Here is an 18,670-nt window from a genome sequence, read left to right on the forward strand (position 1 = left end):
CCCAGCTCATGACCGGGTAACAATCATTAAGCTGCCAGACCAGAGCACCAGCAGTATACTCGCGACCCGGCCCTGCCAGCGGCGACGCCAGCCACGAATAGCGGCTCCAAGCGCCTCGGATTGCACAAACTGGGTCACATAAATCTGGCCCTCAAGGTCAGCGGGTACACGCACATTATCCACCAGGTATGGGGCCATCAGGCGCGGACCTCCATCTGCTTTGTTATGGTAATCTAGTGTGCGGCTCTGGGGATAAAGTTCTTCCGCTGGCGCAAAGCCTTGAATGGTCTCCAGGGCCGGGAAGGCCTGCATGCCGAACTCACTGACAAAACGACCAGCCAGCTTTGCGTAATTCTGATATGGTATCCCCCCATGCCAGACAGACCAGACATGGACATCTCCAACGGTGGGATCGGATGAACTGGCCCCGCCATAAGGGCTACCGCGCCAGTACGGACGCGTGGGGTCCAGTTGAGCACAGACTTCTGGCAGCAACTGCTCATACAGCGCACGGGCCGGAAAGGCCGTCTGCTCAAAATGCTCGGTGATCTGCGGGTCCGAGACACCTTTACTCTCGGCCACCGCATAATCTTCATTATTGGCACACCAGATCACAATACTGGGATGGTGACGCAAGCTACGTACATTAGCCTCGGCCTCGGCACGCACGCTCTGCTGGAACTCAGCATGGGCAGGATAAAGTCCGCAGGCAAACATAAAGTCCTGCCAGACTAGCAGGCCCAGCTCATCACACAGCTCATAGAAGGCCGGATCTTCATAAATGCCACCGCCCCAGATGCGCAGCATGGTCTGATTACCATCCACCGCTAACTGCAACCATTGGCGATAGCGTTCCCGACTGATACGGGTCGTAAAAGAATCAGCAGGGATCCAATTAGAGCCACCACAGAAAATCGGGGTATTATTGATTTCAAAATAGAAGCTGCTACCAGCTGTCTCTTGCAATGGTTGCTGGATCAAACGCAAACGTCGTAGACCCAGGCGCAATTCATGGCGATCCAACTCACCCTGCGGGCCACGCAAGGTTGTCACCAATCGATACAGTGGTTGCTTCCCATAATTATGCGGCCACCAGAGCTCAGGCTGCTTCAACTCAAAGCGCGTCTCAGCCTCTGTCTTTCCCTGCACATTCAGCGTCTTCTCGGCCACCACGTCACCAGAAGTCGCATATAGCGCGAAATGCACTTCCTGCGCACCCGCTTGCGCTGGATTCTCGAGCCGTACATTCACCGGCAATACTGCGCTCGCCAGGTCCTCGGCTATCTCATAAGGACAATGTACCTCAGCCAGGCGCGCATCGTATGACTCCAGGCGCACAGCCCGCCATGGTCCGGCCGTCATAAAGACTGGACCCCAATCCCAGCCATAGTGATACTGCGCCTTGCGCACATACAAACGGCTGGAATCACCATTCCAGAGCGGTAACTTACCATACTGTGCTTCGAGCTGCTGGCCACGTAACAGGGCCGACGCAAAGACTATATGCAACGCATTCTGTCCTACGCGTAAGAGTGATTTCACAGAGACACGTTGTGGCACAAACATATTATCGCTGGTCAATATTTGTACGCCATTGAGCCAGACGGTTGCGTAGGTATCTAAGCCATCAAAGCACAGGGTCAACTCGGAGGCAGCCAGTTCCTGGGCTGTCAGCTCAAAAGTAGTGCGATAGAGCCAATCACGCTCACCAATCCATTGTAATTGTTGCTCATGTAATCCATAGAAAGGTTCGGGGATCTGTCCCGCCGCCAACAAATCCAGGTGTACTACCCCGGGAACAGTAGCCGGCAGCCAGCTTTCCGTCGCCATAAAGTCAGCGGAAAGTTCAACTTCAGGAGTCCGTTGTTTCAATTGCCAATTATCTGTCAGATCTCTATATTTCACTGGCCAGTACTTTCCTTTCAGCAACATCGCCTTGAACATATATGATGCACAGCATAACAGGAATAAAGCCCCTTCGCAACGTTCGCGTTATAGATTTTTTCCATAGATTTTTTCCACGAATTAACGAAAACTGTACTATTCCCCCTTGACACAGGGATAGAAAGGTCCGTATAATCAGTACAGGGACTGAAGCAAGCAAACTTAATGTGGCCGGTCCCGTAAAAAAAACAGAAGCGGAAACAATCAAATGCTCAGCCAGCATATTAAATTTGCACAATCGAGCTTTTATTATTGGTTTAGCCCTCCAGCATGATGGTGGGCCCTTTGGGCTGAGCAAAAATAAACCACCAGCGTGCTGGAGAAGCAGAGGAAAATTCCTCTGCTTTTTTGTTTCTTTGAATTATGCAGTTTTTCGATTGATGAAAGGGTTACAGACATGATCATTACAATCCGCCAGGATACAAACAGTGAAGACAGAGCACAGTTAATGGCGCTTTTATGTAGAATCACCGGCAGTCAGCGTCCAATTACAACGACGCAGATGCATGAACGAGAGGTGATCGCCATTGATTCAGCTTTAGTTGATGCGCAGGCACAAATAGCCCTGCAAGCCCAGAACGCAGTCGAGCAGACCCATTCCCTCACCACCCCCTACCAGCTAGCCAGTCGATCCTTCCAATCAGAAAACACCAGCATCACTATCGGTTCCACTACTGACTGTACCCCTGTAACGATAGGTGCAGATTCATCACAGCCCGTGATTATGGCTGGACCCTGCGCCGTCGAAAGTAGAGACCAACTACTCACGACCGCACAAGCGGTCAAGCGTGCAGGCGCACAAGTTTTGCGCGGCGGGGCATTCAAGCCGCGTACATCACCATACCAGTTCCAGGGCCTGGGGATAGAAGGTCTACACCTGCTGGCAGAAGCTCGCACTCTTACCGGGCTACCAGTTATCACCGAGGTTATGGAGCCAGGTATGGTGGAAACAGTTGCTCAATATGCGGATGTATTACAGATCGGTACGCGTAACGCTCAGAATTTCCCACTCCTGCTGGCTGCTGGTCGCAACAGCAAGCAACTGCCTGTACTCTTAAAACGTGGACTCTCCTCTACGATTGAAGAATGGTTACTGGCCGCCGAATATGTTATCGCAGCCGGCAATCCAAATGTAATCCTTTGCGAACGTGGCATTCGTAGCTACGATCCCCAGACCCGCAACGTCCTCGATTTATCCTGCGTCCCCCTGCTCCATCAGTTGACTCACCTGCCTATTATGGTAGATCCCAGCCATTCTACTGGTCGCCGCGAACTCGTTCCAATTATGTCTCGTGCCAGCATCGCAGCTGAAGCACAAGGACTCATCATTGAAGTTCATCCCGATCCCAATACCGCACTCTGCGATGGCAAGCAATCTATCACACCTGAACAATTAGAAAAGATCGTTCATGAAACAGCCATGCTGGCGCGTATGATGCGCGGGGAGGTTAGTGTCGCCTGAGCACAAAGTCTTGCAAACTGTTAACACAATCCACTCCACTATCGACGCTTGATCCAGTGTTATGATATACTCTTTGTACGTAGAAAGAGTATTTAATTAGATGGGTGGGAATAGACCAAAGGCTTTGAGGAGACACTATGCCAACACGAATTATTATTGCTGATGACGAAGCCATTCAGCGCATGGATTTGAAAGATGTGCTGACCAAACAAGGCTATCTGGTCATTGGAGAAGCTGGCGATGGCCAGAGCGCGGTCAACCTGGCTCGTGAGCTGCGACCGGACCTGGTCATCATGGACATTCGTATGCCCGACATGGACGGCATTGCCGCCGCCGAAACACTCGCACAGGAAAAGATTGCACCAGTGTTGTTGCTCACTGCCTTCGGAGACCAGCAGTTGGTTGAACGCGCCAAAGAGGCAGGTGTGGCGAACTATATTGTGAAGCCACTCCGTGAGAGTGAGGTCGCTCCGGCAATCGAAGTCACTCTGGCACGCTATAGTGAGTACCGTGCTATTGAGGAAGAAAATCGGACGCTCTCTGAGAAACTGGAGACCCGAAAAGTTGTCGAGCGCGCCAAAGGGCTCTTGATGGAAAAGCAGGGCCTCTCTGAACAGGAAGCCTTCCGCAAGATTCAGAAGGCAAGCATGAATAATCGTAAGTCCATGCGTGAGGTAGCCGAAGCTATCTTGCTGACAAACGAGATGTAAAGCAGGATAAGAGGATGTGGCGATGCTGCTACATCCTTCTTTTATCATATTGTACGATCAGATGAGTTACCGGGCAGCGAGTAGCCTGTCTGACTGCTGAAAAAAAGCTAGCAAGAAATAGAAAAGCGATGTCACTGGCAGCGAGTAGTACAAGTGTAGATCAAACAAACGTTATTGTCGTTGGTATTCGCTTTCGCCCCGCCGGTAGAATTTACTATTTCGATCCGGTTGGGCAAACGTTTTCAACGGGCCAATATGTCATTGTAGAAACAGTGCGCGGTGTAGAGGCAGGTCGGGTAGTCATTGCCTCAAAAAAAATGGCCGAAGTCGACCTGAGTGATACACTGAAGCCCGTTCTACATCTGGCTACCGAAGACGAACTGCGAATGATGCTCTCATACAAGAGTAAAGAGAAAGACGCGTTAGTTCGTTGTCATGAGCGTGTGGTCCATCATAAGCTTCCAATGAAGCTAGTAGAGGCCGAATACACATTTGATGGCAGCCGTCTGACCTTCTACTTTACCGCGGATGAGCGCGTAGATTTTCGTGCCCTGGTGCGCGACCTGGCAGCCACTTTTCGTACGCGCATCGAATTACGCCAGATCGGCGCTCGCGACCAGGCAAAACTACAGGGTGGCGTCGGGCCTTGCGGCAAGACCCTCTGCTGTAGTTCATGGATCACTGACTTTGGCATTGTCTCGATCAAGATGGCCAAAGAACAGGGACTCCCCCTAAATCCTTCAAAAATCTCTGGTGTCTGCGGACGCTTGATGTGCTGTCTCTCTTATGAGAATGACAATTACATTCAAGCCAAGCAACAGATGCCGCAAATCGGCACCTTCCTCGATACTCCGGGAGGTCGTGGCAAGGTCGTATCAATCAACGTCCCCCAAAATTCTGTTGAAGTTATGTTAGAGAGTGGCGTCACTATCCACGTCCCTGTCGAGTCACAGGAAGAAAAAAAGCCGTCAGGTGGCTGTGGTAGCGGTGGCGCATGTTGTAGCTCTAAAGGCGGCGGTAGTTGTGGTAGCGGCGGCTGTGGCAGTGGCGGTTGTGGCAGTGGCGGCTGCGGTTCCACCAAAGGTGGCGCCGGCGGCTGTGGATCATGTGGCCTCAAGAAGAAGCCGTAATTCAACGACTATCTGGTTGCAGAGATGAGAGGAAGGTGTGTGTATACATGTCGTCGGACAGGAAGGACCCCGGGGATTCCTGGCAAGAACCCCATGACCCAGCTTCGAACTGGCCTCAGTATCCTGAACAGTTTCCAGTCGTAGATGGGGAACTGGTTGATGCCCAGGCGGAACCAGTACAGAATGACAAAAATGCGCCCCAGCCAGGAGGAGCGTCATCTCGCTATGCAGGCCGTCAGGCACGGGTCACACCGGCTGAGGCGGCTTCCTCGTTTTTCGAATCCTTCAAGAACGTTAATCAGTACATTACGCTAATCCTGATCCCGCTTGTATTCTGTGGTCTGACCTGTCTATTCATCCTACCTCAGGTGGCCTCAGGACACGCCGTCCTGGGACCCGGAGGCTTCTGGCCGATCCTGATTGTCCTGATCGCCATCACCATCATTCAGGCAGTCATGGTCTATTACGCAGGTTCAGATAATGGGTTATGGACACTGGGCACGCTAGGAGGCTTCTGCCTCTTCTTGCTGACAGCCTGCTTTGCGGTCTATGGACTGCTTCCCGGTCTGCTGATACTGGTAGCTTTGATCGCCATCGGGTTGTGCTGGCTCGCCGCTGTGTTCATCCAGTCCCTGAAGGTTTCGTAGACATCATTTATAGCTTCAAGAAGTACGCGCGCACCATTTATCCTGGCTTCAATGTCCTCCTACCATGGGAAGAGGTAGCCAAACAACTCAACGTTGAAGAGATCCAGTGGATGTGTCCAGCCCAGATTATTCAGCTGTCACGCGATGAAGATGTGATGCTGCGGGGCGTGATCTCTTACCAATTGTTACCAGAGGATGCCTATCTGGCGGTCACACAGGTGCGCCGCTGGGAGGAGAGCCTGCGCGATCTCTTCCAGACAACGTTACAAACTATCACGACCGTTTTCCAGCCAGAGGATTTTCTGACCTGGCCCGACGGTAGGAATAGTCAGATGGCCCAACCGGGCGATGATGATTTCGCGGGTAGCTTTGAGCGTCGCGAGCAGATCAACGACTATCTCTTCCAGCTTATGCGCGAGAAAGTGGCCTTGTGGGGTGTGCAGATTAATTGGGTCAGCATACGCGACATTGAGATTGCTCCGCACGGCGCGATCAAGATCGAACCTGTACAACCTGTACAGCCGTCGCGACCGGAACCGGCTCAAATGGACAGGGTAATGGAAAAAACGGTGCCAGAAATGACATTACCCCGACCTCAGATGGCCACTGCCAGAGCCAATGCCAGCAATCAACCCGCTGAAGCACCTGCCCGATCCTATCCCGTCGAAAACCCCGCACCCGCTACCCCCTCCTATGATCTTACTGAAGATGTACTTGTCCACGCGTATAAAGATGTGCAGGATGGGCGTATTACAGATCCTGAGACCATCCGCGGCATCGCAGCCAAATTTCATGAGGTGGCCATAGACCCTGAAGCCAGCCAGAGCGTCCATTTTGATGCTGCCCAGGCTGCGCGCAACCTCTATGAACAGGCGAAGAAACAGGAACTACGCTATCCTGGCGGACCCTATCACGATGAGCCGCAAGCTGGCTGGAATACACAACGTCCTAAAGACGAAAATCTCATGGCCGGCAATTAAGCGTAGCCCAAAAGCAGGCTCCGGTCGCCACGTGGCGACCGGAGCCTGCTTTTTAGCGCTATTATTTAACGGGAGCACCGGCAAATTCGCGAATCAGGTTATTGAATTGAGCAGCCTGCTCATCCTGAATCTGTAAAGTCGCTTTATCGATGATGCGTACATCAATGCGTGGATTGACGCGCTTAAAGGTCGAGCTTGCCTCTGCGGGGGTCAGGAAACCTTCACGGCCCCAGACAGCCACAACAGGAACCTGCAAGCGGGCCAGGGGCTCATGCACATCCAGGTGTAGATGACTGCTCAGGAAGGCCGCACTGGCATGGCGGCTATTGGGCTGATGCGCTGAGGTATAGATGTACTCTACCAGCTCATCGGTGATCAGGCCGGGATTGTGATAGCCCTGGCCGTCATAGTAGCCACGAATGGCCTGGCGCGATGTCAGGGTGTTGTAAATGAATTGACCAATGATAGGCGTGCGGAGAATAAACTTCTGTAGCGCATTTAAAGGACCAGGATAGGATTCCTGTAAGATTGTGGTGGGAGCTCCTACCAGGACCAGGCGCTCAAACAATTGTGGACGACGGTAAGCGGCTGCAATTACATAAGCGCTGGTCAAACCATGAGCCACTACAATGGCCGGCTTGCCAACCACTTCACGAATAAAATCATTGAGAAGGTCGGTATATGTTTCTGCGTCATAATCAATGGCTGGATGGTCTGATAGGCCAAAACCTAACAGATCCAGGGCATATACACGGAATTGCTCGGCAAGTGTATCAATATTCTTACGCCACTCATAAGATGAAGCGCCCGGACCAAAACCATGGATCAAGACCAGCGGCTTGGCATCCCGGCTCCCCTTGACTTCATAAAACATATCGCCGTACTTCCATGGATAGCGGCGCTCTTCTCCTGTCAGAACAGTATCAAGCTCGCCTGCCATTGTCTCGGTCACTTTATTATAGAGGGCCAGTGCACCCAGTGCACCGCCAAGTACCAGGCTGGTGTTAAACAATTTCTTTGCAATTGCCATATCTATACACACTCCTACTTGCTGTTCTACCTGATTTCAATTACGAGGCGTTTGATAGAATCACCTCGACACTATACTATACTCACTTTACCTATAGAAATATCAATATCCCTATACTATTCTCTAATGTATAGAGCACAGCAGGCTCAAGAAGTAATATAGCATGTGCCAGCGAGAATGCGCAAACAGTAGTACCCAAATTAGTACTCTATTGCATGGTACGCATTTCAGCAGCTCATCTTTTTCTCAATCGATAGGATGCTACAAATAGTATAGTATGAATGCACTCCATTTTCAGGTACATGTAGAAGTATGAATACTCATATATAGGCTAATGACCTTTTCTCTTTAACAGGATATAAGATACCTCTTCCATTCTCGCCTGCGGCGGGAGGAGAGGTGGAGGATTCGGTGGGGACACCCCACTCCCCGCCAGAAGGGGCTCGCCGCCCCTCCTGCTCGAACAAGCGATAAGAGGTACATTCTTTCAGGTGTGGAGTGTGTTTGGTGGGCGGCCGCAGCCGCCCACCAAACACACTCCACACCCGGCACCTCAGGCGCCAAAGGGGAAAATTTAAAAGCCCTGGGATACAGGGCTGGGGCGTTGACGATTGCTTTTAAATAGCGTACCATTAGTTTGCTATGCAAGATATATCATCATATTTAAGTATCTCACAAGAAGTGCAGCTTGCATTACAAGCAGGGCAAGCTATTGTAGCACTTGAATCAACTGTCATTGCGCATGGCCTGCCATATCCTGCAAATATTGAAATTGCGCATGCGATGGAAGCAGCCGTTCGAGCCGAAGGAGCCATTCCAGCTACCATCGGCATTCATGACGGAAAAATCGTCATCGGACTTAACGCTGACGAAATTGAGCACCTGGCTACCGCTTCAAATGTGCGCAAAGTCAGTCGGCGAGATGTTGCCTTCACACTCGCCACAGGAGAATGGGGAGCCACGACCGTGGCAGGTACCATGCTCTGTGCCCATCTGGCTGGTATTCGCTTCTTCGCGACCGGAGGAATTGGAGGCGTTCACCATGGGGCTGACAAGAGTATGGATATCTCTGCCGATCTACAAGAACTCAGCCAGACCCCCGTACTGGTCACCTGTGCTGGCGCCAAATCGCTGCTCGATCTTAATCTGACACTGGAGTATCTAGAAACGCACGGCGTCCCCGTGATTGGCTGGCAGACCGACGAATTTCCAGCTTTTTATGTGCAAAAGAGCGGATTGGGGCTCTCTCAGCGACTCGACGACGTATCGACGCTTGCCCGCCTGGCACACATCCAATGGACGAGTAGCCTGAATGGCATCCTTGTCACCTGCCCGATTCCCACAGCCCACGCCATGGAAGCCGCGCCCATTGAACAAGCCATCACAAAAGCCCTCCAACAGGCACAAAAGCAAGGTATCCAGGGGTCAGCCCTCACACCCTATGTTCTCTCGCAAGTAGCCCAGGCCACAACCGGAGAAAGTATCGAAGCGAACAAAGCCCTCTTGCTCAACAATGCCCACTGGGCAGCCCGTTTTGCCCAGGCCTACCACAACCTATAAAAGTATGTCGTGCGCCGTCGCGCACGACATACTTTTATAGGTTCCATCCACTTTCGCGCCAGATATACTGGCTCTCCGTCCTTCCCCTGGAATGACGGGGAGGGAGGGCTGCGAGGACACCTCGTGCTCCGTCAGGGGCTGCCGCCCCTGCACCCCGCTTTCCTCCTAAAGGGCGGAGAAGCACCTATTTTTATAGGTTCCATCCACTTTCGCGCCAGATCTATTTTTATATCGTTTTGTATGCTGGCGCTCCATAGACATTTACATGGTGTGATGTAGAAAATGAGCGATGCTCATTTTCTACATCACACCATGTAAATAATTTTGAGCACCGTAGGTGCTCCAGTGCGGCATAAAGACAGCAGCGATCAGCTCCCATCCAAAAAACTACCCCTTTTTGCCACAGACAAAAACAAAAAACAATTTAAAGTTCCCACTAAGTAGACGTTGATTTATTCCATCATAACGACTACAATACGAATACACAAAAAATGTGTGTATTCACACTGACTAGTCCTTTTCTTGTAACAAATCCTCCTCGAAAGGAGCCGTATACTGTGAATAACCCTTTGGAGATCCGTAAGGTTATCGTGGGCGTAGTCCTTGCCATCCTGTGGATGTGCCTCTTCATATTTTTGAAGGACTCTCTCGTCATCGACTGGGCGGGAGATGGCTCAAACCTTACGCCTCTTAAACTGGTACTGGGCGTCATCGGCCTGCTGGTCGTTGCCTTTTACCATCTGTTTCTCAACGCGACCGCTGAAACCAAGAAGCTTAGCGCGACCGCAACACTCACGATTGTCTGGCTCTCACTTATTCTCTTTTATCCTTTTAAAGATCCAAACAATACCAATGGTGGTGCAGTCGGTTTCTTCGCTTTGATCGGCGGATTGGCCGTTGTAGTACTTTGGGTACGTTTCTTCTCAGATGATCTGATCGCCGCTTAAGCGCGGACAATCCTTTCGCTGAGAAAGGAGGAGGCTTGCTTTGCATGTCCAATATTTCCTCCAACATAGGTATCCACCAAAAGAAAAGGCGTAGCTCTCAATGCGAGAATGCTACGTCTTTTCTTTCTTTTGGCTTAGGCTTAGGCTTAGGCGCCATCAATGTCTGAAGTGGCGCTTACCGGTAAAGATCATGGCCATCACATGTTTGTTGGCCATGCGGATAGACTCTTCGTCCCGTAATGAGCCTCCGGGTTGAATGATGGCGGTAATGCCCGCTTTAGCGGCGCACTCAACACCATCGGCAAAGGGGAAGAAGGCATCCGAGGCCAGCACAGCTCCGCGCGAACGCTCACCAGCTTTATCTACAGCGAGTTGTACGCTGGTGACCCGATTCATCTGACCGGCACCAACCCCAACCACCATCAACTTATGCGCCAGCACGATAGCATTAGATTTAACGCATCGCACCACCTTCCAGGCAAACATAAGATCCGTAATCTCTTCCAGCGTCGGCTCCCGCTCTGTAACAACGCGGTATTCAGCCTCGCCGTCTCCTACAAAATCAGGTGTCTGCAAAAGCAAGCCACCGCCAACAGTTCTGGCCTCAAGATGTCCATTCAGCAAGAGTTGGGTGTTAATAAATTTAGGTTCAATAGCATGATGTGTCGCTAACAGGCGCAGATTCTTGCGCTGCCCTAAAATCTGACGCGCCTCCGGGGTAAAATCAGGAGCAATGACAGCCTCATAAAATAGCTGACTGATTTCTAACGCAGTCGCTTGATCGATAGGGCGGTTGCTACCGATGATGCCCCGAAGGCGGAAACCGGATCGCCCGCATGGGCTTTTTTATAGGCTTCAACCAGCGTATCACCACAGGCTAATCCACAAGGATTAGTATGTTTCACAATCACAATAGCTGGAGCGGTAAAACTTTGTACAGCATTTAAAGCGGCATCCAGATCGAGTAAATTATTATAAGAGAGATCTTTCCCCTGCAAGATTTCGCAGCCAGCTATGGTTGGAAGGTTGGAAGAGCATGAGGTAGAATCCGCCCAGCGGTAAAAGGCCGCGTGCTGGTGGGGATTTTCTCCATAGCGCAAGACATGCAGTCGCTCTAAAGGGATGGTCATTTCCTCTGGGAAGCGCTCCCCGGTGGGACCTCGCAAATATTCAGCGACGGCGGTGTCATAACACGCCGTATGTTGAAAGGCAATGGCCGCCAGGTGGCGGCGCGTTTCCAGGCTTATCTCACCCTGCTCGCGCCATTCTTGCAGCACGGGGATATAGTCCTGGGACGTACCAGCACAACAACATCCTGGAAATTTTTGGCCGCCGCCCGCACCAGGGCCACGCCCCCGATATCGATCTGCTCCAGCGCCTCATCCAGAGTGGTCGCGGCATCGCGCACCATCTCCGCAAAAGGATACAGGTTGACGGCGACAATATCGATAGGTACAATCTGATGCGACTTGAGTTCCTTCTCATGTTCAGCCAGTCCACGATGGGCCAGAATGCCGCCAAAAATAGCGGGATGCAACGTCTTTACACGTCCATTTAGGATTTCAGGAAACTGTGTCAGCTCATTGACGGATTGAGCCTTGATACCCTCAGCTTCGAGTTCTTGCTGCGTACCACTGGTAGAGAATATGGTCACATGGTGGCTCTGCAGCTCCTGTGCTAACATAGGGAGGCCCTCACGGTTAGCTACACTGATTATCGCTCTCATTGGTCATCCTTTCGGGATGTATAGGGTAAGAACGAACCACTATGACGCCAGGTACAAATGTTGCCATACAGCATCTTTATCAAGCAGACCAGATAAGAAAGAACCACGACAAGGCTTTCGCTTCTGTCGAAAGCCAGGAACATCTTGTTTGTATCAGTATATTCCACCGGGCATAGAACAGCGAACGCAACCATATCTCAGTCCGCGCCAGCGCTGGTTAGAAGAGAATTCAATATGAGATAATAGGGAGATGATCAAGAACGTTATGCGCATACTCATTATCCGACCAGGGGCCATTGGCGATACGCTGGTGACCTTTCCGCTGCTACATCATCTACGAGTAAATACACCCGGTGTACATCTAACCTTTGTGGGCAATACGCGCGTATTACCATTATTGCAGGCCTTCGAACTGGCGGAAGAGGTCGCGGACTACGAAGAACGGCGCTGGAGTCAACTTTTTTTATCCCCCACAGGTTCGCGCCAACCAGCCCTGCAAGACTTCCTGTGCACGATAGAGAGGGCCATCTGCTGGCTGAAAGATCCAGATGGTACGATTACAGCCAACCTACAAGCTGCCGGGATTCCAGATTATAAGGTCGTCCCAGGACGTCCGCCGGCCTCCTGTGCTATCCCGATTGGAGATTATCTGGCGCAGAGTATAGGCGAAACCCTGGCAAGCAGGCAACGATGGCAGGTGCCAGCAACGTATGCCTGGCGACCAGGAGCCAATGATACCCGAGCAGTGGCCATCCATCCTGGCAGTGGAGGTGAGGAAAAGTGCTGGCCCGTCTCTTACTTCGCGGATGTGATTGCTTCGCTCTGGCAACAGGAGATCCCGGTACTCCTATTGGCGGGACCCGCCGAACAAACGCGGCTGCGAACGCTGCAACAACTGCTACCAGAACCACCCATACCCCTATTATGGCAACAACTGCTTGATGCTCCACTGGTTACGGTAGCCCGGACACTACAAGATTGTCGTGGCTACCTGGGCAACGACTCAGGACTCACCCACCTGGCCGCCCTGCTAGGCCTTCCCACATTAGCGCTATTTGGACCCAGCAATCCGCTTGTCTGGCAACCACAGGGAGAAAGAGTCAAAGTACTCTATAACTCCCAACTATCTCAAATCTCTCCCCAGCTCGTGCTGGCGGAACTTACACACCTGCTAAAACATATTAGCACTTTTTGCTAGAAATTTTACAGATACAGAGAGATCGCATATACTCGTAACTATTGACTTTAGCAACCTAGTGTACTGGATGCTGCAAGAGAAACTCTATTTATTACCAACCCAAAGCAGTCCAAGATATTTATTCCAGCGTATTACTGCCTGCTGCAGCTCCCAATAGAGAGGAGGACTTTGTATGAAACTCGGTCCATCGAATCCAAACAACCAGCCAGATATGTTGGGGCAAAATGATGCTCCCACCGAAATGTTCCAGACCGCTAATCGACCCCAGGGTTTTCCTTATCAGCCAGCGGCAGGCCAGCCATTTAATCCTGGCCAACGACCAACCCCAAATGTGCGACCAGAACAGCTGATCAATAAAAGAAAGGGGCAGACGATTCCGCCGGGACCCCTCCACACGAAAATCGCCTATTTATGGCGCTCCGACCCTGCATATAAAGTGCTTTTCATAGCTATTGGAGCTGTGATTCTGTGTAGTGTGATTGGCCTTGTCTTACTCGGCAGCGTCTTCGCTAATTTTGGGGGTAGATCAGCCACGACAGCTTCAAACCAGGGTAATACGCAAGCTACCGCCCCGACCCCTCAAAATACACCAGCCGGTGCGACACAGCCAACGGCTACGCCAACGCTTCAACCAACAGCTACGCCAACTCTTCAGGCAACGGCCACACCGCTACCACAGGCAACGGTTGCTCCAACCCCAACGCCAGTGGTAAACAACGGACCATTAACTGCTCAGTTTAGCGGCTTACCCGGCCAGGTTAACAATCACACCACGGTAGATATTACTGTTACAACCCAGCCAGGGGCTACGGTCACGCTGTTGATCACTTATACGGCTTCTCCTGCATTTCAGCAGACAAACGCAGTCGTCGCGGACGCCAATGGCACAGCCACTATTCCGTGGTCAATCAATGAACGCGCCTTTAGTCACTTCTCAATGAATGCAACTGCCCGTCTGTACGCCATCGCCCGTGGACAGAACCAACAGGCAACATCGCAGCCAGCTACAGTGCAGGTTAATCTGGGAAGATAACAGCAGATCTGGTGAATTTTTTGTCCATTTGTACGTATAATTCTATACTAGATACATAAAAAGATATAGAATACTCATGCATAGGAATATAAATGGAACAGAACGACGAGATTCGCTTGATACAAAGCATGGTCCAGACCATTGGCAGTAATATCAGTCGCGTCATCATTGGTAAGGGTGATGTAATTGAGCTACTGGTGGTGGCACTTCTCTGTGAGGGCCATGTCTTATTTGAGGACGTACCGGGCATTGGCAAAACGACTATGGCCAAGGCCCTTTCCCGTTCGCTAGGCTGTAGCTTTCAACGTATCCAGTTCACACCAGACTTGCTACCTTCAGATATCACTGGCATCACCTTCTACAATCAAAAAAAAGGTGAATTCGAGTTTCGACCCGGCCCATTACTTTCCCAGATCGTACTGGCAGATGAGATTAACCGTGCCACCCCGCGTACCCAATCGGCCTTGCTAGAAGCTATGGAGGAGCGCCAGATCAGTATTGAGCGCAATACGCTGGCACTCCCCCGACCATTTATGGTTGTGGCCACCCAAAATCCTGTTGAGCTGGAGGGCACCTTTCCACTCCCCGAGGCACAGCTGGACCGCTTCCTGATGCGCCTGCGCCTCAACTATCCTAACAAAGATGAGGAGCGCCAGATTCTGCGCCGCTTCAAAGAGGCACAGCCTCTGCAGGAATTAAAGCCTGTGGTGGATGCGGAGCAATTGATGCGCTTGCAAAAAGCCATTCGCAGGATTTATGTTAGTGCGGGTATCGAAAATTATATTATCGAATTGATTCATGCCACCCGCGACCATAATGAGATTGAGCTTGGTATCAGCCCTCGTGGTACGCTGGCACTCTACCGGGCCAGCCAGGCCCTGGCAGCCGCCCGGGGGCGCAACTATGTTATACCGGATGATGTTAAACACCTGGCACCCCATGTGCTCTCCCACCGTATGATTGCAACCAGCCACTCACGCTTACATGGACATGATATGGATCAAGTTATTGTAGATATTTTACAGAGCACAGCCGTACCGGTTGAACAATGAGACAGGCACAGTTAGCGCCCCGGCAGCGCAAAGCAAAACAACAATCAATCGTGGATGGTGGTCGCGTCAGCCCAAAGCTCTATCTATTAGGTGCTGCCGTCTTATTGCTAAGCATAGTGACCCATATACCACTGCTCATGATCTGCAGCTGCATCTTTCTATGCGCGCTGCTGATCACCGATATCTGGGCCACCTATTGCTTGCGCGAGATACACTATCAGCGGCAGCTTAGCGAGACCAGGGTGCTTTTCGGCGAAGAGATCACCCTATCAATCTCGATTGAGAATGCCAAGTTGCTGCCACTGCCAGTTTTGCAGGTTGATGATATCATTCCAAGGGCGTTACCACTAAAAGGTCAAACCTTTCGTAAAACCCTGATCAGCAATCTGGTTACACTGGAAAGCCTCTTTAGCCTGCGCTGGTATGAGCGGGTCACACGCACCTATACCGTACAGTGCATCAATCGGGGCATCTACACCTTTGGTCCGGCAAAACTACGCAGCGGTGATCTCTTTGGCTTTATCAACCGTGAGCTACAGGATGAGACGGTACACCACATGATCGTCTATCCGCTGGTGGTACCCATTAGTAGCTTTCAACTACCCTCGCAGCGCCCCTTTGGAGACTATCGCACCCGGCGGCGTTTCCTGGAAGATCCTTCGCGGGTCATTGGGGTGCGCGATTATGCTTATGGTGATAGCTTACGCCGCGTAGATTGGAAAGCGACCGCGCGCACACAGGAACTGCAAAGCAAGATCTATGAATCCACTACCACGTACTCACTGGCCATATTTCTAAACTCATCTGTACACCTGGATAACTATTATAGTATTCACCCGGCGCTACAAGAACTGGCAATCTGCGCAGCCGCATCAATTAGCAATTGGGCCATTGATGAAGGATATAATGTTGGCCTTTACGCTAATACTCCCATGAGTCTGCCCGATGATGAAATAAGTGGCGATCTATTGTCCGAACAAGACTTGCAAAAATCTATTGCTGAACAACGCAAGCGCAGAACGGTCAGGGTACCTGCAGCCAGCAGTGAGGATCAACGCAAACGCTTAATGGAGACCCTGGCGCGTATTCAATCACATATGGGTCGTCCATTGGAAGATGTTATGCTGGCGGAGCGCTCACACCTATCCAACGGCACGACAGTGGTTGTGATCACCAATCGGATCAACGAGCGCATGATGGAGATCCTGCTTCGTATGCAGCGTAGTGGCCATGCGGTCGCGCTCCTGCTGGTCGGAGATAATCCACCGCCAACAAGAATAGCGGGCTTCCCGGTCTATTATCTAGGTGGAGAAGAGACCTGGGACAAGCTGCAAGCAACCTATGGAAATATCCAACCTGACCAGGAGGAGGTCAGCACAGCTATAGCAGGCTTTCAGCTCTAAAATCATATCTCGCCCGAATGATAATTATTCTATGTTACAAAAATGGCACAGCGTGTGCTGTGCCATTTTTGTAACATAGAATAATTATCGTTTAAATATCTGAAACCCAATCGCTGGCATAGGGTATTTCTGACACTGGATCAATGGGGGTTGGCGTGATATCATCGCTCGCTCGTAAACGCAAGAGGGCTTCCAATTCAGCCTGCTTATAAAGTCGCTGACGTTTGATCCCCTGACGATAACTTTTCAGTATTCCCCGGCTGACATACGTATAAAGTGTCGAGATTTTTATACCCAACAGAATTGAAGCTTCATGGCCATCCAGATAGTGCTCACCATTCAACTCGATCAAGATTCAGCCCTCCTTTCATAACACCTGTGCTCCTCTTACCATTTTGCGCCAAATGCTGTTTTTCATTATATTTCCAGGTATTAAACATCATACGTTCCCTTTTATCATCGCATGTTTAAGCTAAAAAAGCAAGCCTTATCAAATAAGATCAATATAAATCAAATAACATCAAGTATTATTGACATTCATAGGTATAGATGATACAACTAACAAAAGGTGAATACATATTTAGTTAGTACTACCTGAAAAAAGCAAAGGAGCAGAATCACAATGTCAATGACGATACCAGATACAGGAAATACCCCGCAAAAAGATAATGCAACAAATCCTGCGGCCAAACCGAATAAGGGCGGCTTAGAGGGAATTGTTGCGGCCACCACTGCCATTAGTAAAGTAGATGGCACCGCCGGCCGACTTGTCTATCGCGGCTATGATATTCATGACCTGGCCCGTACCTGTAGCTTTGAGGAGGTCGCCCACCTGCTATGGTTTGGACACCTTCCCAACCAGAAAGAACTGTCTGAACTCCATGAGAGATTCACGGCAGAACGATCTTTACCAGAAAATGTTTTGCAGACGATTCGCGAACTACCCAGCACAACAGAACCAATGGATGTATTACGCACCGCTGTGTCTACCTGGGGAGCAGTCAGTATTTCGGGGAAACCAACCATCGAGCAGGCTATCGCAGTGACCGCGCGTTTTCCCTTGATCCTGGCCGCGTTTAATCGCTTACGCAATGGAAAAGAGATTCTGGAGTCACGCTCAGAGTTGGGACATGCCGCGAACTACCTCTACCTGTTAACAGGCGAGGTGCCCAAGGATGAACATGTGCAGGGGTTAAATTCCTACCTGGTACTGCTGGCCGATCATGGCATGAATGCCTCAACATTCACTGCCCGTATCGTGGCCAGCACGGAGTCCGATATTGTTTCCTCACTGGTAGCAGCCCTGGGAGCCTTAAAAGGACCATTGCATGGTGGCGCGCCTTCTAAAGTACAGGATATGCTACGAACTATTGGCACTGTTGAGAATGCTGAGCCCTGGCTGCGGGAGGCCATTACCCATGGCGGCCGCTTGATGGGCTTTGGGCATCGTGTCTATAAGACAGCTGATCCGCGTGCGGAAGAGTTGCGCGAAATGGCTCGCGTAGCCGATCCAGATGACTTTAAGCTTTCGCGGCATGTGGAAGAAACTGCGCTTGCTTTGTTAGATGAGTTGAAACCTGGACGTCGTTTGTATACCAACGTTGAGTACTATTCTGCCGCTTTAATGAAGGCAGTGGGCCTGAGCGGAGATCTCTTTACCCCGACATTCGCTGTCAGTCGCTGCGCCGGCTGGACCGCCCATATTCTGGAACAGGTCAGCAACAACCGCCTGATCCGACCAGAGGCCGAATATACCGGTCCATTGAACGAAACCTTTGTTCCTCTGGCCGATCGCTCATAGTATAATTTTGCACCCATAGCATAAAAAAGGGGCGGAGAGCACAGTAG

Annotated in this window: 15 protein-coding genes and 1 pseudogene; 12 read left to right on the forward strand and 4 right to left on the reverse strand. The window is 50.9% G+C overall.

Annotated features, from left to right (window positions below; translation table 11 throughout):
- Positions 1 to 6: 6 nt before the first annotated feature.
- Positions 7 to 1,905, reverse strand: a complete 1,899-nt coding sequence (locus EL645_RS09675) for a glycoside hydrolase family 2 protein (protein WP_218031801.1) — start codon at positions 1,903 to 1,905, stop codon at positions 7 to 9.
- A 436-nt stretch (positions 1,906 to 2,341) separates the two neighbouring features.
- Here EL645_RS09675 and aroF point away from each other — a divergent pair, with 436 nt between their 5' ends.
- The 5 genes from aroF (at position 2,342) to EL645_RS09695 (ending at position 6,873) form a co-directional block, all read left to right on the forward strand.
- On the forward strand, positions 2,342 to 3,406 hold the full coding sequence (gene aroF, locus EL645_RS09680; RefSeq protein ID WP_126549833.1) for a 3-deoxy-7-phosphoheptulonate synthase: 1,065 nt from the start codon (positions 2,342 to 2,344) through the stop codon (positions 3,404 to 3,406).
- A 137-nt stretch (positions 3,407 to 3,543) separates the two neighbouring features.
- Positions 3,544 to 4,116, forward strand: coding sequence for an ANTAR domain-containing response regulator (locus EL645_RS09685; RefSeq protein WP_126549834.1), 573 nt, complete (start codon positions 3,544 to 3,546; stop codon positions 4,114 to 4,116).
- A gap of 128 nt (positions 4,117 to 4,244) precedes the next feature.
- The gene (locus tag EL645_RS09690; protein ID WP_126549835.1) at positions 4,245 to 5,246 is read left to right on the forward strand and encodes a PSP1 domain-containing protein; all 1,002 of its coding nucleotides are present in this window, start codon (positions 4,245 to 4,247) and stop codon (positions 5,244 to 5,246) included.
- A 47-nt stretch (positions 5,247 to 5,293) separates the two neighbouring features.
- The gene (locus tag EL645_RS39200) at positions 5,294 to 5,893 is read left to right on the forward strand and encodes a hypothetical protein (protein WP_161977269.1); all 600 of its coding nucleotides are present in this window, start codon (positions 5,294 to 5,296) and stop codon (positions 5,891 to 5,893) included.
- Entirely contained in the window at positions 5,848 to 6,873 is a 1,026-nt protein-coding gene (locus tag EL645_RS09695; protein WP_161977270.1) for an SPFH domain-containing protein, read from the forward strand. Before EL645_RS39200 ends, EL645_RS09695 begins: the two co-directional genes overlap by 46 nt.
- 61 nt (positions 6,874 to 6,934) lie before the next feature.
- On the opposite strand, the gene EL645_RS09700 is transcribed toward EL645_RS09695, so the two are convergent.
- The gene (locus tag EL645_RS09700) at positions 6,935 to 7,903 is read right to left on the reverse strand and encodes an alpha/beta fold hydrolase (RefSeq protein WP_126549837.1); all 969 of its coding nucleotides are present in this window, start codon (positions 7,901 to 7,903) and stop codon (positions 6,935 to 6,937) included.
- A gap of 642 nt (positions 7,904 to 8,545) precedes the next feature.
- Here EL645_RS09700 and EL645_RS09705 point away from each other — a divergent pair.
- Together EL645_RS09705 and EL645_RS09710 are read left to right on the forward strand one after the other, a co-directional pair.
- Entirely contained in the window at positions 8,546 to 9,463 is a 918-nt protein-coding gene (locus tag EL645_RS09705) for a pseudouridine-5'-phosphate glycosidase (RefSeq protein ID WP_126549838.1), read from the forward strand.
- 557 nt (positions 9,464 to 10,020) lie between these two features.
- The gene (locus EL645_RS09710) at positions 10,021 to 10,410 is read left to right on the forward strand and encodes a hypothetical protein (protein WP_126549839.1); all 390 of its coding nucleotides are present in this window, start codon (positions 10,021 to 10,023) and stop codon (positions 10,408 to 10,410) included.
- A gap of 156 nt (positions 10,411 to 10,566) precedes the next feature.
- On the opposite strand, the pseudogene purH reads toward EL645_RS09710, so the two are convergent.
- Positions 10,567 to 12,136: pseudogene (gene purH / locus EL645_RS45345) on the reverse strand (bifunctional phosphoribosylaminoimidazolecarboxamide formyltransferase/IMP cyclohydrolase).
- A 250-nt stretch (positions 12,137 to 12,386) separates the two neighbouring features.
- Between purH and EL645_RS09720 the strand changes: the two are divergent.
- The 4 genes from EL645_RS09720 to EL645_RS09735 all read left to right on the forward strand — a co-directional run bounded on the left by EL645_RS09720 (position 12,387) and on the right by EL645_RS09735 (position 16,822).
- Entirely contained in the window at positions 12,387 to 13,334 is a 948-nt protein-coding gene (locus tag EL645_RS09720) for a glycosyltransferase family 9 protein (RefSeq protein WP_126549840.1), read from the forward strand.
- A 172-nt stretch (positions 13,335 to 13,506) separates the two neighbouring features.
- Positions 13,507 to 14,367, forward strand: coding sequence for a RodZ family helix-turn-helix domain-containing protein (locus EL645_RS39985; RefSeq protein ID WP_126549841.1), 861 nt, complete (start codon positions 13,507 to 13,509; stop codon positions 14,365 to 14,367).
- A gap of 92 nt (positions 14,368 to 14,459) precedes the next feature.
- Complete coding sequence (locus tag EL645_RS09730; protein ID WP_126549842.1) at positions 14,460 to 15,419, forward strand: AAA family ATPase; 960 nt, start codon at positions 14,460 to 14,462, stop codon at positions 15,417 to 15,419.
- On the forward strand, positions 15,416 to 16,822 hold the full coding sequence (locus EL645_RS09735; protein ID WP_126549843.1) for a DUF58 domain-containing protein: 1,407 nt from the start codon (positions 15,416 to 15,418) through the stop codon (positions 16,820 to 16,822). The genes EL645_RS09730 and EL645_RS09735 overlap by 4 nt, the downstream gene beginning before the upstream one ends.
- A 91-nt stretch (positions 16,823 to 16,913) precedes the next feature.
- Here the strand turns inward: EL645_RS09735 and EL645_RS09740 are convergent, their stop codons facing one another.
- The gene (locus EL645_RS09740) at positions 16,914 to 17,174 is read right to left on the reverse strand and encodes a helix-turn-helix domain-containing protein (protein WP_126549844.1); all 261 of its coding nucleotides are present in this window, start codon (positions 17,172 to 17,174) and stop codon (positions 16,914 to 16,916) included.
- Between the two features lie 270 nt (positions 17,175 to 17,444).
- On the opposite strand from EL645_RS09740, the gene EL645_RS09745 reads away from it, so the two are divergent.
- Positions 17,445 to 18,623 carry a citrate synthase/methylcitrate synthase gene (locus EL645_RS09745; RefSeq protein ID WP_246035327.1) on the forward strand — a complete coding sequence of 393 codons (1,179 nt, stop codon included), beginning with the start codon at positions 17,445 to 17,447 and terminating at the stop codon, positions 18,621 to 18,623.
- Positions 18,624 to 18,670: the final 47 nt, after the last annotated feature.

The organism is Dictyobacter kobayashii (assembly GCF_003967555.1).
In the GTDB taxonomy this organism is placed as follows: Bacteria; Chloroflexota; Ktedonobacteria; order Ktedonobacterales; family Ktedonobacteraceae; genus Dictyobacter; species Dictyobacter kobayashii.